Origin of the sequence: Aeromonas sp. 600282 (genome assembly GCF_049175755.1) — a bacterium.
Lineage (GTDB): Bacteria > Pseudomonadota > Gammaproteobacteria > Enterobacterales > Aeromonadaceae > Aeromonas > Aeromonas veronii_A.
On the sequence record NZ_JAAKVR010000021.1, the window covers coordinates 51,081 to 64,500 of the forward strand.

Sequence of the window (13,420 nt, forward strand, 5' to 3'; positions counted from 1 at the left end):
CTTGATCCCGCAGACTGGCGGGAGCGTATCTGCCAATCAGGACAACATTGGCGGATGGTGAAATCCATCATGCACTCACAAGGAGCCTGAGATGAGTGAAGGTATCGTCGTGATTGGCGCTTCTGGCGGTATCGGGGCGGCGCTGGTCGCACACTGGTTGGCGGAGGGTGTCGGGCCAGTGATTGCCATCAGCCGTCAGCCCGCACCAGCAGGAGCCTCTTCGCCAGCCCTGCACTGGCTATGTTGTGATTACAGCGATGAGCAGATGGCAACTGCGGTAGCCCGCATCGCGGAGTTGGCACCGAAACCGCACAGGGTGGTGATCTGCAACGGCATCCTGCATCAGGGGGAAATCCAGCCAGAGAAGCGACTCGAAGCAATCAATCTCGATGCCATGACCCGCCTCTACCAGACCAACGCCCTGTTGCCGCTGCGCTGGATCAGCCAGTTGTTACCGCTGTTTGGCCGCGAGCCTTGCACTCTGGCCGTTCTCAGTGCCCGGGTCGGCAGCATTGGCGACAACCGAACAGGCGGCTGGTATGGCTATCGTGCATCCAAGGCTGCCCTCAACATGCTGCTCAAGTGTGCCGCCATCGAGCTGGCCCGGCGGGCCCCCGGCGTCAAATTGCTGGCTTTCCACCCCGGCACCGTGGATACCCAACTCTCTCGCCCGTTTCACGCCAATGTACCGGCGGGAAATGTGCAGAGCCCCGAGCTGGTAGCCGACCATCTGATTAACCTGATGAACCGGCTGCAACCGGATGGCGAGCTGAGCTTTCTCGACTGGCAGGGCAAACCTATCGAGTGGTAGGGGAGATCAGGAGACGCGCCAGCAGTGCCCGCAAACTCTTGATCACAGCGGGCTTGCCCACCAGTTGCAACCTCGCGGCCAGCATTCCCCACTCTGCGTATTGCCAGATGGCTGCGATCAGCAGATAACGCTCGTCAGGAGTCAGCGAAGCCAGCACATCCAGATTGCGCGCCAACCACAACTGCAAGCTGGATTGGCTCAGTTCGAATGGCTTGTGATGCAGGGCAAAGCACTCAACCTCATCGCGCTCGTACTCGCCAAGCTCCGCTGCGGTAGCGGTGCTGCCTTGCAGACATTGCCATACCAGCTCGGGATCCAATCCTTTCAACTCACCCGCCAGCAGGGTCGGCAGCTGGCGTACAAAACGCTGCTGCCACTGATCCAGCTCGGGCTCATGCCCGGGTTTCAGCGCTTTGAGCAGCAGGGCTGCGTGGCAGCCGCTGGCGGCATCCCGCTGCAGGCCGATGCGCAGCACCTCCAGCCCGGCCTTACGCCAGAAAGGGAGCAGGTCGGCGCTGGCCGAAAAAGCCGAGCCGAGGTAGTCGGTGCCAATCTGGCGATAGTGCTCCTCAAGCTTGCCAAGCAGCAGCGACCCCAGACCGTGGCGATGCAGCTCGGGATGGATGGCGATGCGCATCACCCGGGCGTAGCTGCGCCCCCCCGCCGTTTTGAAACCGGCGTGGGCCAGCAACGACTGGGGCAGCAGATGGCCGCGCGGACGGCGGCGTCCGGCCCAGATCGCCTCGGCCAGCTCGGGCTCTATCTCCCCTTCCCGCGCCACCAAGGCCACACCCAGCAGGCTCTCGTCCTGCTCCAGCAGATGGATATCGAGATCCGGGCTCTCCAGCAGGGATCTGAGATCGCTCGGCGTAGTCTGGTAGTGAGCCAGCACCAGCAGGCCGAACAGCTGGTTGAGCAACGTCTCGTCGCTCTCCAGCGCCTCCTGATTGACCAGACGCCAGCTCGGGCTGGTCGGCGGCAAGGGCATTGCGACTTCGGCATTGAGGCCGAGCAGGCGGAAAATCAGCGGCTCCAGTGGATCACGCTCACTCCAGCGAATGGGTTCAGAGAGGCGGATCTCCTGCCACTCCGGGGTCTGGCTATCGAGCACACGCTTGAAGCGCAGGTGAAAACCGCGCCCCGTCCCCTCGTAACCGTGCTCGGTGGTGGCAAACACGATGCGACTTTGGCGGGCAAGCATGGCCTCGAGCAGCGGGGTCGGAATGGCGGCCGCTTCATCCACCAGCAGCAGATCGGGATTAATCGCCTCGTGCACCAGCCGATCCGGCGAGCAGTAGCTCAGTCCGGTCAGCTGTTCAGGCGTAGTATCTAGCCCGCGAGCGGCGTGGGCAAACAGGGTCGCTACCGTTGCCTGTGAGGGGGCCGTCACCACTATGTTCAGCGAGGGTTGCTGGCGCAGCAACTCGGCGGCAGCCAGCCCCAGCAGCGCACTCTTGCCACGACCGCGGTCGGCGCTCAGCACCAACGGCCGACGACGATGGCCCTGCAACACCTTGTGGATGGCAGGCAGTGCCCGTGCCTGATCGCAGCTCAGCCTGCGTGCGGGCCCAATCGGTTGCCACGGCTGCGAGCAAACCGGCGGCTCCAGAGAGAGGGCAGGATCCCCCGCCAGCAACCGCACCAGCCGGGCGATAAAGGCGTGGCCGGCCCGGCCCGCCTCCTCCGGCTGGGCCACCAGCCGGATCCGGTCGGGATCCGGCCATGAAGGCCACTCTACTCTGGGCGGCGTCAGCAGCAACAGCAAGCCACCGGCGCATAGAGTGCCCGCCAGCGCCCCGAAGGCGTCGGGATGAAAGCCGCTGAAGGCGTTGAACACCAGCGTGTCGCACTCCTGACCGAGCCGCTGCAGCGCCTTGGCTGCTGGTTGCGGAGCATAATGCTCGGGCCCGGCACCCAGCCAGAAGACGGTCTCGCCGAGCAGGGATTGGGCGCGGGCAATGCACTCAGCATCCTCCCCCTCCAGCCAGATCAGGCGCCGCTCACCGGCGCGGGCCAGCGCCTCGCGCAGCAGGGTGACCTCTTGCAATGTCATGAAGCTTGGCTGTCAGCCGGTTTGCGGGGCTCGAACATGCGATCTCCCATCTGATCGATAAAGGTGTGGGCCTTCTGCACCATGAAACGCTCGGCATCGGCCGGATTGGCAAACAGATCGGAGCGGATGAAACGGTGGGTTTGCAGCACGCCGTCCAGCTCCTTGGTGATACGCCCTGCCAATCGGTACTGACCCCCTTCCGCCATGGGCTCCGGATAGATGAGATAGCCGGCATATTCGGTGGGAGTGACTTCCGGCGCCTTGGTCGGCTCGCCCCCGAACAGGGCACTGAACAGTTTCTTGAGCATGGTGATCTCCTCTGGTTGCCAGCATTGTCCCCAAGGGGTTGCACAGTGGCAAGCAGGGGATCTTATTACCAATGGTTATTTGCACTACGAACCATTCTCATTTAGATTTCATCTCATTCCACAAGAGGTGACCATCATGTACGTCTGTTTGTGCCGCGGCATCACAGATACCCAGATCCGCAAAGCGGTGCAGTCAGGTAAAAGCGAATTCCGCCAGCTCAAGCAGTCGCTCGAGGTGGGCGCCCAATGTGGCAAGTGCGTGCGCATGACCATGGAGATCATCGCCGCCGAGCTCGACAAGCTGGAGCAGGAGCAACCCGTGCTCTACTACGAAGTGGCGTGATCCGGACACCTCTTTTCTGATGCGACCCGCCAACAGGGTCACCCCTTTTCTCAGGCGAGCTGGCTCGCCAGACCTCTTGTTGTCACTTTTCTGGACTAAGCTCTAACGATCGGAGCCTCAGGCACGAACCAAGGAGCACTGTCGATGAAAGGAGATCCCAAGATCATTGCCCACCTCAACAAGGTGCTGGCCAATGAGCTGATTGCCATCAACCAATACTTCCTGCACGCCCGCATCTACGATGACTGGGGCCTCAAGGCGCTCGGGCACAAGGAGTATCACGAGTCTATCGATGAGATGAAACACGCCGACGAGCTGGTCAAGCGCGTGCTGTTTCTCGAAGGGCTGCCCAATTTGCAGGATCTGGGCAAGCTGCGCATCGGCGAGACCGTCGAAGAGATGTTGCGCTGCGACCTCTCGCTGGAGATGGATGCCATCCCCGACCTCAAGGTAGCCATCGCCTACGCCGAGTCGGTGCAGGACTACATCAGCCGCGACCTGTTCCAGGAGATCCTGGAGGATGAGGAGGAACACGTGGACTGGCTGGAGACCCAGCTAGACCTTATCGATCGCATCGGGCTGGAGAACTACCAGCAGTCGCAACTGCACCATGGTTCATCCTGAATAGTTATGGCATGAAAAAACGGTTAAAAAACCCGCTCAGGCGGGTTTTTTAATGTCTGGCTGCATAGCTTTTCACGCCACTTATCAGCATGAAAAATAAGCGTATTTTTGCTATTCAGATCGCAAAAACAGACGCTTGGGAGTTGCACTATTGGGGCCCCTCACAGGGACATACAATAACAACATGTGAAAGGACTACATCATGCACTTCCTACCCAACAAGCTCGCGCTAGCCTGCGCCATTGCCCTGTCTCTTGCCGCCTGCAATGACAACAGCTCGAACGCACCTGCAGATCCCGCAGCCACCAAGGCATCCCTGATGCAGACCATGGATGAAGCCCTGCGAGAGAGCCAGTCGCTCGACCCCTACGGTTTTGCCATCGATGCCACCAGCATCGCCAAGCGCAAAGCACTCGACAGCTCACTGCTCCAACGACTGAATGCTCTGGATCCCACGGTGCTAAGTGAGCGGGATCGGCTGTTCTACGACATGATCCGCTGGGACTTGCAGATCAATCTTGAAGGATACGATTTACCCCAATCCCAGATCCCGATCCATCACTTCCGCAACCGCGTGGTGGATCTGGCAGATGACGTCGGAGCAGCCCCTGCCAGCGGCAAAGCGGCTCGCACCGTCAGCAGTGGCTTCGACTATTTCGAGCACAGCTCGGCCGACAGGGTCACGCCGGGTGATGGAGCATGGCGACGGGATCTCGACCGTACAGACACAGCGCCGGCACTTGCAATGGCAACTCGAGCAAAGACAACAATGACCCCGCAGGCCTGGTATCAGGAGCACCTCACCTGGCTCAAGGCCTATAACGGCTACCTTGCCGAGGTGAAGCACCAGTTCGAACTGGGCAGCGCTCAGGGCAACACCCTGCCGGACGAGCTGGTGGACCGGCTGCTGGCCCAGCTCAACAGCAAGCTGGATGGGGAGGCGATCGCCGGCGCCTATCTCGGCTGGCAGCAACTGCCGGGAGAGGCGGACGAGGCGCTGCGCAGCGAGTACAAGGGGGTGCTGGACAGCATCAACACCCGCTATCTGGCGCTGCGCGACTATCTGGATTACCAGCATGGCGGCGCCTATGCAGTGCGCTTGGGTAGTGGCGAGTGTGACGACGGTTTCTGTGGCATGACCAACGGGCGAGACTGGTATCGCTGGCTGCTGAAGAAGCACACCACCACCGACATGACGCCGGAGCAGGTGCATGCACTTGGGCTGAGCGAGGTGGAGCGGATCTTCGGCGCCATGGTCAAGGTGTGCCATACCGTCGGCAAGTGTGACAGCGACGATGTGGCTCAGAGCAAACAGAGCGGCCAGATTTACGCCTTCTTCCGCTATCTGAACGAGCCGGCCTTCTTCTACCAGAACCCGCTGGCGGTCTGGTCCGCCGGCCTCAACCCGGACAATGCAGCCGGTGCGACCCTGAGCGGGCCGCAGCAGCAGGCGCTGGCCGAACATGAGCGGGCACTGCAGGAGTACAATACCTTCAAGAGCAAGGCGGCGCTGGTGCTGCCTGACTTCTTCGATGCCGAGCGTACCATTCCCAAGCTGGATTACGAGGTGGTGCCCGTCTCCTATGAAGATGCGCCATACGGCGGGGTGGCCTGGTATCAGGACGGCAACCCGCAGACCGGCCGCAAGGGGCTGTTCTTCCTCAACACCTACTACCCCTATGGTCTGCAGAGCTGGAACATCAGCACCCTGCTGGCCCACGAGGCGGCGCCGGGCCACCACTTCCAGATCACCATCGCCCAGGAGCTGGCCGCCAAGGATCCCGACTTCCCGCAGTACGTGGCGAACGCCTCCTACACCGCCTATGCGGAGGGCTGGGCGCTCTACACCGAATACCTGGCGGATCACGACATGGGGCTCTATCAGGGGCGCGGTCTCTATGATCCGGCGGTGGGGGACGTGAAGGTCGAGGGATCGTCCGCCTTCAACAACCAGCTGCAGTACTTCGGCCGCCTCAACGAGGAGATGCTGAGGGCTATGCGGCTGGTGGTGGATACCGGTATCCACTGGTATGGCTGGAGCCACGACCAGGCCGTCAGCTACATGAAGGAGAACTCGGCGCTGGGAGCGGGGGACATCAGCTCCGAGGTGCCGCGCTACATGGCCTACACCGGCCAGGCAACCTCCTACAAGGCAGGCCAGCTGGCGCTGATCCGGATGCGGGAGTCGGCAGAGCAGGCACTGGGCGGAGACTTTGACCTCAAGGCGTTCCACCACCATGTGCTGGAATACGGCATGTTGCCCATCTCGGTGCTGGAGCAGAAGAACAAGCAGTGGATTGAACAGTCGAAGTGATCACAGTTACGGCGCCCGGCAAGGCAACGGGCGCCGCTTTCGATTAGGATACGGCTCTCTTCCAATAACAATGCTACGGACGATTTCCATGGAACAGATTGCACGCGAGATGGCACCCCACAAACGGGTGGCACTGGTGGCTCACGACAACATGAAGACCCCTCTGCTGAACTGGGTAATGCGCCGCAAGGAGGAGCTCAAGCTCCACCATCTCTATGCGACCGGCACCACCGGCACCATGCTCGGCAAGAAGGCGCAACTGCCCATCACCTGCCTCTTCTCCGGCCCCATGGGGGGCGACCAGCAGCTCGGCGCCCTGATCGCCGAAGGGAAGATCGATGTGCTGATCTTCTTCTGGGATCCCCTCAATGCGGTGCCCCACGATCCGGACGTGAAGGCGCTGCTCCGCCTCGCGGCAGTCTGGAACATCCCGGTCGCCACCAACGAAGCGACCGCCGACTTCATCATGGACAGCCCCCATATGCGGCAAGCGTTCAGCGTACAGATCCCGGATTACGCCGGTTATCTGAAGGCACGCACCGAGTGATCGGCTAACCCGTGATGCAAGAGGGCCGCAACAAGCGGCCCTCTTTTATTGGGAAAATGAATCAGCCAGGGACACAAACCGGCGCCGGCTTATAGCGCCCGGGCGAGAATGCGTGCCACCCGATCCGGGTCGATATCCTGCTGCTCCCCGAGTGCGGTGCGCCCCACCCGCTTGAGGTTGGAGCAGACCGCCGGAATGCAGCTTTCGCTGAGGCCATAGTCGGCAAGCCGGGTCCCCAGTCCCATCTTCTGGAAGAATTGCTCGGTGCGGATAATCGCCTCCTCGATGCGCAGGGCCTTGTCCTCGCGGGTCGAATGCCACACCCGCTCGGCAAACTGGGCCAGCTTGTCCTGCTTCTGGCTCGCCCGCTCACGCAGCAGCGAAGGGAGCACCACCGCCAAGCTCTGGCCGTGGTCGAGCCCGTAAAGCGCCGTCAGCTGATGGCCGATGGCGTGGGAGGCCCAATCCTGCGGCACTCCGCAACCGATAAGGCCGTTGAGCGCCAAACTGGCCGCCCACATCAGATTGGCCCGCACCTGATAGTTGGTCGGCTCCGCCAGCGCCCTGGGGCCATTCTCCACCAGCACCTGCAGCAGCCCCTCCGCCAGTCTGTCCTGCACCTCGCCACCCACCGGGAAGGTGAGGTACTGCTCGGCGATATGGACGAAGGCATCCACCACCCCGTTGCCGGTCTGGCGCGGCGGCAGACTGTAGGTGGTCGCCGGATCGAGCACCGCAAATTGCGGCTGCACCAGCGGGCTTCTGAAGGAGATCTTCACATCCCCCCGGCTCACCACCGAGGTGGGATTGCTCTCGGAGCCGGTTGCCGGCAGGGTCAGCACGCAGCCCATCGGCAGCGCCTTGTGCACGCTCGCCTGCTTGCCGCAAATATCCCAGGGTTCATCCCCCTCGTAGCAGGCGGCCGCCGCGACAAACTTGGTGCCATCCACCACGGAGCCGCCACCGACCGCCAGCAGGAAGTCGATGCGCTCACGCTTCACCAGCGCCACCGCCTCCATCAACAGCTCGTATCTGGGATTGGCGCCGATGCCGGAGAACTCCCGCCACGTCACCCCTTCCAGCGCCCGGGTCAGCTGCTCATAGACGCCGTTTTGCTTGATGCTGCCGCCGCCGTAGAGCACCAGCAGCCGGCTGCCGGGCGGGATCAGTTCGGGCAGGCTGGCGATCTGCCCCTCGCCGAAACAGATGCGGGTCGGATTGGCATATTGGAAGTTGTACACGGCGGACTCCTCGACTGGCTCAATGCGCGAACATTGTGCGCCTGCAGCCCCGCCAGGTCAAAAACGGGAGCTGGCTATCAAAATGGAGATTGCCGGTCTTGGCCGAGGCATTTTCAGGCATGGCTCTGCTATGGTCTGTCAGGAGGGCGGGCAGCACCTTGGCAATCAGGCTTCCCATCACTTTCCCATCCTGCTGCCCCCGTCACGGTTATCCACTCCCTCGCCATACAGGAAGGTCTGAAACATGAAACTGAAGCATGCATGGATTGCAGGTCTGTTTACCCTCTCGACCACGCTGGCTCAAGCCGCCGAGATCACCACCGAAATCGCCTCAACCCCGGGGCAGGCCAGTCTGGTTGAGGCGGTCACGGCGAGTGCCACCGTGACCGCCATCGATATGGAAACCCGCAAAGTCACTCTGAAAAACGCAGAAGGCGAAACCTTCGATATCTTTGCTGGCGAACAGGTTGCCAATCTGCCGAACATCAAGGTCGGGGACAAGGTCGCACTCAAGTATCTGCAGATGCTCGATATAGAACTACTGAAAGGCACCGCCGGCATAAGAAAACGGATAGTAGAAGTGGATGGCGAACGCGCCGGAGCAGACCAGAAACCGGGGGCCGGTGTCGGCATGAGAGTAACTATTTATGCCGATGTCATCGGGCTGGACAAACAACAGCAGACCGTCACCGTCAGGGGGGTGGATGAGACCATGACCATCAAGATCAACAACCCGGAGCAGTTTAATCTGGTCGCAGAAGGTGATCAGCTCAAGGCGGTCCAAACCAAGGCTATCGGGATCGGCATAGTCGCTACCGAGTAGTCCCGTTCAGGCCGCATCGGCACACTGGCACATCACTCGTTAACAACATGCATCTATACAAAGCGGGAGGCAATATGGCCTCCCGCTGTTCATGATCCAGCCTATTCACTCCATCCACAATGCCGGGCAAGATCTTGCCTCTTCTCAACCGATTTGCCGACCAAATCGGTACGCTGCTGCCACTCTATTTCTGACCGGTCAGGCGACCCATCGCCTCTTTCAGCATCGCCTCTTTCTGCTCGTTGAGCGGCTTGCTCTGCTCCGCCCGCTCTTCCGGCGTCAGCTTCTTGTTATCGGCGATGGTCTTGAGCTTCTCTTCGATCTCGTTGAACTTCTTGCGATCGAAACCGAGCGCCTTGTCCACCAGTTGCTGCACCACGCCCCCCTTGTCGGAGCTCATATCCAGCGCCGGTGGCAACTTGTTGTTCTTGGCCAGATGTTCGTAGGTCAGCACCTGCTGGGCCTGGCCGGTCATGCGCTGGGTGGAGAGGCTGACCATCTCCTCCCAGCCACCGCCCTGACCGCCGCTACTGGCACTGTTGAGGGTAGCGAGGGCGCGGTTGTTGGAGGCGCTCTGGGCAAGCTGCTGGCTGTAGGGTTTGATATCCATGGGGGCTCCAATTCAGTGCGCATCTGCGGCAATGGGCACAGGCTGATCCGGTCACATGGGGCGTCATGCCCCACCATTATCAATGAAACCAGCAAGTTACAGGCCAACTTGTCAGATGGTGCAAGATCCCGCGCTATGGCGGATCTCACCACGCCCCACACGCAAGGCTGGCGTCAGAATCATGACTCATCTGCTGCCAGCTCACGCTGTTTTGGCACATTTTGCCGTCCACGCGCCACGATGCCAGAGAAAAGTCAGGAACCGCAGCTCGATCACAAAATAAACAACCACTCAGGAATACAATTTTGGCGCACATCACAACCAGCCAGCCGTGTCATGGATGATCTGTTCGAAAAACCAATAACAGGCAGACCAATCTGTCGTGCTCACTCCGCTGCCAGTTCGGAGTTGCAGCCTCCTCACACCTCATCCCCTCGTCTGACTCTCACTCACCGCAACCCTTCGGGTACACCTATGAAAAAACACACTTTGAGTCTTCTCTCCGCCACCCTGCTCACCCTGCTTTGCACCAGTGCCGACGCCTGTACCGGCCTTATCGTCGGCAAGGCAGCCAGCGCCGACGGCAGCGTGATGATCGCCAGAAACGAGGATTTTGGCGTCAACAACTGGAACAAGTACCTCGCCTTCCGGCCCGCGCAGCAGAACGAGGGCAAACGCTGGAAACTGGGCAACGGGCTGGAAGTGCCGATGCCCAAGGCGTTCTTAGCCTACTCCGCCATCCACGACTGGGATGCAACCAGCAGCGACCCAGCAGGCAAATATTATGAAGAGCGCGGCATCAACGAGTTCAACGTCGCCATTTCGGCCACCACCAGTGCCGAGGTCAACGACAAGGCCCAAAAAGCCGATCCGCTGATCGAGAAGGGAGTAATTGAAGCCATCATCCCGACCCTGATCCTGCCGCAGGCCAGGACGGCCAAAGAGGGGGTCGAGCTGCTTGGCCGCTATGTGGAGCAATATGGCGCCGGTGAGGGCAACAGCCTCTATCTGGCGGATGTGAACGAGGCCTGGCTGATGGAGATCGGCTCCGGCCACCACTGGATCGCGGTACGGGTGCCGGACGACAGCTACGCCATGGTGGCCAACGGCTTGCGCATCCACGGCGTCAATCTCGACAGCGCCGATGTGCTGCACTCGCCCAAGCTGCTGGAGTTCGTGCGCGAGCACAAACTGCTGGATAACGCCGACCCGAAAGAGTTCAACTTCGCCAAGGCGTTCGGAGTGATTGCCGATCCCTACAACGTGGATCGGGAGTGGCTCGGCCAGAACATGCTGACGGCCTCCCACAAACAAGCGACCCGGCAGGCGCAATATCCGCTCTTTATGAAACCAGATGCCCCCATCGCCGTGCCGGACGTGGCCAAGGTGCTGAGCGCCACCTATGACGGTACGCCGCTCGCGGGCAAGGCGGAGCGGCCGATCCGCGTCGATCGCCAGCTCGAATCCCACGTCATCCAGCTGCGCAAGGAGATGCCCAAAGAGCTGCAGGGATTGATCTGGCAGAGCTACGGCGTGCTGGCCGAATCTGTGATGGTGCCGCTCTACAACACCCTGGAATCCTACCCCCTGCCCTATCGCACCGGCAGCGACAGCTACTCCGATGATTCCGCCTACTGGCAGTTCCGCAGCCTGACCGCGCTGGCCAGCGCGGATCCGGACAAGTACCTGCCGCTGCTGCGCGGCGTCTGGAGCAAGGAGAGCAGCAAGCTTTACAAAGAGGTGGCCCTGCTCGACAAGAGCCTGAAGCAGGCCTATGCCAGCGACAAGGCTACCGCCATCGGGCTGGCCGCCGACTACTCTTATGGCCAGTTGGAGCAGACCTATCAGATGGCCAAAACGCTGCGCTACAAGCTGATGACGGATCTCACCAAGCGCACCGAGAAGAAGTATTCGCCGGAGGAGTTCAAGAAGATCATGAGCCTGTGACCGGCTCGCCAACGCAAAGAGGCTCCCACGGGAGCCTCTTTCGTTTCAGCCAATCCTGCAATCAGCGACGGCTGATATTGAGCGGGCCGAAGGTCTGCGCCACCGGCATGATCTCGATGCTGTTGATGTTGACGTGGGCCGGTTGCTGGCTGACCCAGAGCACGGTATTGGCGATATCTTCCGGCTGGATCGCCTCCACCCCCTGATAGACGGAGGCCGCCTTGGCATCATCACCGTGGAAGCGCACGTTGGAGAACTCGGTGCCGCCGCACAGGCCCGGCTCCACGTTGGTGACGCGGATGGCGGTGCCCGCCAGATCGGCACGCAGGTTGAGGCTGAACTGCTTCACGAACGCCTTGGTGGCGCCGTAGACGTTGCCGCCCGGATAGGGGTAGGTGCCGGCGATGGAGCCGATATTGATGACGTGACCGCGATTGCGCGCCACCATGCCCGGCAGCAGCAGGCGGGTGAGCAGGGTCAGACCGCTGATGTTGGTGGCGATCATCTGCTCCCAATCTTCCAGATCCGCCTTGTGGGCCGGCTCCAACCCCAGCGCCAGACCGGCGTTGTTGACCAGCAGATCCACCTCGCTCCACTCGGCTGGCAGAGCAGCGATGGCAGCGCGGGTGGCCGCCTTGTCTTGCACGTCGAACGCCAGCGGCAGGAACTGCTCGCCCAGCTCGTCGGCCAGCGCGGCCAGCCGCTCGGCGCGGCGACCGGTACCGATCACCTTGTAGCCCGCCTGCACCAGCTGGCGGCTGATGGACTCACCAAAACCGGACGAGGCGCCCGTTACCATTGCTATCATCTGAACCTCCATTATCTCAACCGATATTGTTATTTATGTTGTTGAAACCAATCTGATTTATTCATCGCTCAATTCACGTCCGGTCGCCTTGCGCCAGACAAACACCGCCAGATGGAGCAGAAAGAGTGCCGAGCCACCCAGCGCAAACAGCAGGGCGGTGAGGGCGTTGACCGAAGTGTCGGCGCCACACCACCACCAGACCAGCCAGCCGACCATGCCGATGGCAAAGGTCTGGCCGGCACAGAGCGGGCAGCGCCCCAGCTTGGCCCTGATGGCGGTGGCAAGACAGTTGTCGCAGCTCATCTTGCTCCTCGATGTTGCTCGTTCAACATGATCAGTTGGCCTGCGAAGACAGCTTGCGCGCCAGAGTGCGAGCCACTCTGCGCCGCTCACGCTCATCGTCGCTCACCAGCGGCAGCACCAGTCGGTGGGCGTGCTGGTCGCGGCCATAGTAGTCCGCCAGCCGCTGCTGGGGACGAAATCCCAATCCCTGATAGAGCGCCAGCGCCTCTTCGTTGGCGTCCCCCACTTCGAGGCGAATCGCCCCCCAGCCAGCGGCCTTGCCCTCGCGGATCACCTGCTCCAGCAGACGCCGCGCCCAGCCCAGACGACGCACCGTCCAGCGGATAGCCAGCGCCTGAATGACCAGCCGATCCCAGCCTCTGTGCTCCAGCAGGCAGAGATAGCCCATCAGCTGATGTTTCTCGTCCAGCAGTAACAGGGTGCGCCCCTTGGCGTGGGCCAGCAGATAGTGCCAGCGGCTGCGGCCAAAGGCGACTTCGGGGGGAAAACAGTAGCGTTCCAGATTAACGATGGCGCCCAGATCATCGGTTCGGGCCGCACGTACGGTCAACACGGGGAGTCCTTGTTCAGTTATTTATCCTCAGCACCAAAAATGCGACTTGTATCACAAGTTACCAAGGCGTCATATTAGGCACTGTAACCTCTTGTTTCCCCTCGCGCCATTGTCGTGCTTGTCGGTGCATCGAAG

At 61.2% G+C, this 13,420-nt stretch carries 14 protein-coding genes; 7 read left to right on the forward strand and 7 right to left on the reverse strand.

Annotation, left to right across the window (positions count from 1 at the left end):
• Nucleotides 1-91 precede the first annotated feature (91 nt).
• Nucleotides 92-811, forward strand: a complete 720-nt coding sequence (locus G5137_RS18090) for an SDR family NAD(P)-dependent oxidoreductase (RefSeq protein ID WP_421255756.1) — start codon at nucleotides 92-94, stop codon at nucleotides 809-811.
• On the opposite strand, the gene G5137_RS18095 is transcribed toward G5137_RS18090, so the two are convergent.
• Both G5137_RS18095 and G5137_RS18100 read right to left on the reverse strand, forming a co-directional pair.
• Complete coding sequence (locus tag G5137_RS18095) at nucleotides 798-2,864, reverse strand: tRNA(Met) cytidine acetyltransferase TmcA (RefSeq protein ID WP_421255757.1); 2,067 nt, start codon at nucleotides 2,862-2,864, stop codon at nucleotides 798-800. The two genes, G5137_RS18090 and G5137_RS18095, sit on opposite strands and share 14 nt — an antisense overlap.
• On the reverse strand, nucleotides 2,861-3,172 hold the full coding sequence (locus G5137_RS18100; protein WP_005354958.1) for an HlyU family transcriptional regulator: 312 nt from the start codon (nucleotides 3,170-3,172) through the stop codon (nucleotides 2,861-2,863). The genes G5137_RS18095 and G5137_RS18100 overlap by 4 nt, the downstream gene beginning before the upstream one ends.
• 136 nt (nucleotides 3,173-3,308) lie before the next feature.
• Here G5137_RS18100 and G5137_RS18105 point away from each other — a divergent pair, with 136 nt between their 5' ends.
• The 4 genes from G5137_RS18105 (at nucleotide 3,309) to G5137_RS18120 (ending at nucleotide 7,000) form a co-directional block, all read left to right on the forward strand.
• A complete protein-coding gene (locus G5137_RS18105; protein ID WP_111901511.1) occupies nucleotides 3,309-3,515 on the forward strand; it encodes a bacterioferritin-associated ferredoxin in 207 nt (68 codons plus the stop codon).
• 144 nt (nucleotides 3,516-3,659) lie between these two features.
• Nucleotides 3,660-4,139, forward strand: coding sequence for a bacterioferritin (gene bfr / locus G5137_RS18110; RefSeq protein WP_005335967.1), 480 nt, complete (start codon nucleotides 3,660-3,662; stop codon nucleotides 4,137-4,139).
• 202 nt (nucleotides 4,140-4,341) lie between these two features.
• Entirely contained in the window at nucleotides 4,342-6,453 is a 2,112-nt protein-coding gene (locus G5137_RS18115; protein WP_421255758.1) for a DUF885 domain-containing protein, read from the forward strand.
• 88 nt (nucleotides 6,454-6,541) lie between these two features.
• A complete protein-coding gene (locus G5137_RS18120) occupies nucleotides 6,542-7,000 on the forward strand; it encodes a methylglyoxal synthase (RefSeq protein WP_005363178.1) in 459 nt (152 codons plus the stop codon).
• An 89-nt stretch (nucleotides 7,001-7,089) separates the two neighbouring features.
• On the opposite strand, the gene G5137_RS18125 is transcribed toward G5137_RS18120, so the two are convergent.
• Nucleotides 7,090-8,241 carry an iron-containing alcohol dehydrogenase gene (locus G5137_RS18125; RefSeq protein WP_198303884.1) on the reverse strand — a complete coding sequence of 384 codons (1,152 nt, stop codon included), beginning with the start codon at nucleotides 8,239-8,241 and terminating at the stop codon, nucleotides 7,090-7,092.
• Nucleotides 8,242-8,485: 244 nt separating this feature from the next.
• On the opposite strand from G5137_RS18125, the gene G5137_RS18130 reads away from it, so the two are divergent.
• A complete protein-coding gene (locus tag G5137_RS18130; protein ID WP_421206062.1) occupies nucleotides 8,486-9,064 on the forward strand; it encodes a hypothetical protein in 579 nt (192 codons plus the stop codon).
• Nucleotides 9,065-9,248: 184 nt separating this feature from the next.
• Here G5137_RS18130 and G5137_RS18135 read toward each other — a convergent pair whose 3' ends face one another.
• On the reverse strand, nucleotides 9,249-9,674 hold the full coding sequence (locus tag G5137_RS18135) for a hypothetical protein (RefSeq protein WP_421206061.1): 426 nt from the start codon (nucleotides 9,672-9,674) through the stop codon (nucleotides 9,249-9,251).
• A 474-nt stretch (nucleotides 9,675-10,148) separates the two neighbouring features.
• On the opposite strand from G5137_RS18135, the gene G5137_RS18140 reads away from it, so the two are divergent.
• Entirely contained in the window at nucleotides 10,149-11,621 is a 1,473-nt protein-coding gene (locus G5137_RS18140; protein ID WP_421255759.1) for a C69 family dipeptidase, read from the forward strand.
• 61 nt (nucleotides 11,622-11,682) lie between these two features.
• Here the strand turns inward: G5137_RS18140 and G5137_RS18145 are convergent, their stop codons facing one another.
• Genes G5137_RS18145 through G5137_RS18155 form a run of 3 tightly spaced genes read right to left on the reverse strand, consistent with a single transcriptional unit; the run spans nucleotide 11,683 to nucleotide 13,285 of the window.
• Complete coding sequence (locus tag G5137_RS18145) at nucleotides 11,683-12,429, reverse strand: SDR family oxidoreductase (RefSeq protein WP_123172293.1); 747 nt, start codon at nucleotides 12,427-12,429, stop codon at nucleotides 11,683-11,685.
• A 57-nt stretch (nucleotides 12,430-12,486) separates the two neighbouring features.
• Nucleotides 12,487-12,732 (reverse strand): DUF3624 domain-containing protein, encoded by a 246-nt coding sequence (locus G5137_RS18150; RefSeq protein WP_139431265.1) that lies wholly within the window; start codon nucleotides 12,730-12,732, stop codon nucleotides 12,487-12,489.
• 31 nt (nucleotides 12,733-12,763) lie between these two features.
• Nucleotides 12,764-13,285 carry a GNAT family N-acetyltransferase gene (locus G5137_RS18155; protein WP_421255760.1) on the reverse strand — a complete coding sequence of 174 codons (522 nt, stop codon included), beginning with the start codon at nucleotides 13,283-13,285 and terminating at the stop codon, nucleotides 12,764-12,766.
• Nucleotides 13,286-13,420 lie beyond the last annotated feature (135 nt).

Coding starts and splice junctions, on each gene's coding strand:
- G5137_RS18095 (WP_421255757.1), bottom strand. CDS start 2,864: ATGACATTGCAAGAGGTCACCCTGCTGCGCGAGGCGCTGGCCCGCGCC.
- G5137_RS18145 (WP_123172293.1), bottom strand. CDS start 12,429: ATGATAGCAATGGTAACGGGCGCCTCGTCCGGTTTTGGTGAGTCCATC.
- G5137_RS18150 (WP_139431265.1), bottom strand. CDS start 12,732: ATGAGCTGCGACAACTGTCTTGCCACCGCCATCAGGGCCAAGCTGGGG.
- G5137_RS18105 (WP_111901511.1), top strand. CDS start 3,309: ATGTACGTCTGTTTGTGCCGCGGCATCACAGATACCCAGATCCGCAAA.
- bfr (WP_005335967.1), top strand. CDS start 3,660: ATGAAAGGAGATCCCAAGATCATTGCCCACCTCAACAAGGTGCTGGCC.
- G5137_RS18120 (WP_005363178.1), top strand. CDS start 6,542: ATGGAACAGATTGCACGCGAGATGGCACCCCACAAACGGGTGGCACTG.
- G5137_RS18100 (WP_005354958.1), bottom strand. CDS start 3,172: ATGCTCAAGAAACTGTTCAGTGCCCTGTTCGGGGGCGAGCCGACCAAG.
- G5137_RS18140 (WP_421255759.1), top strand. CDS start 10,149: ATGAAAAAACACACTTTGAGTCTTCTCTCCGCCACCCTGCTCACCCTG.
- G5137_RS18090 (WP_421255756.1), top strand. CDS start 92: ATGAGTGAAGGTATCGTCGTGATTGGCGCTTCTGGCGGTATCGGGGCG.
- G5137_RS18135 (WP_421206061.1), bottom strand. CDS start 9,674: ATGGATATCAAACCCTACAGCCAGCAGCTTGCCCAGAGCGCCTCCAAC.
- G5137_RS18130 (WP_421206062.1), top strand. CDS start 8,486: ATGAAACTGAAGCATGCATGGATTGCAGGTCTGTTTACCCTCTCGACC.
- G5137_RS18115 (WP_421255758.1), top strand. CDS start 4,342: ATGCACTTCCTACCCAACAAGCTCGCGCTAGCCTGCGCCATTGCCCTG.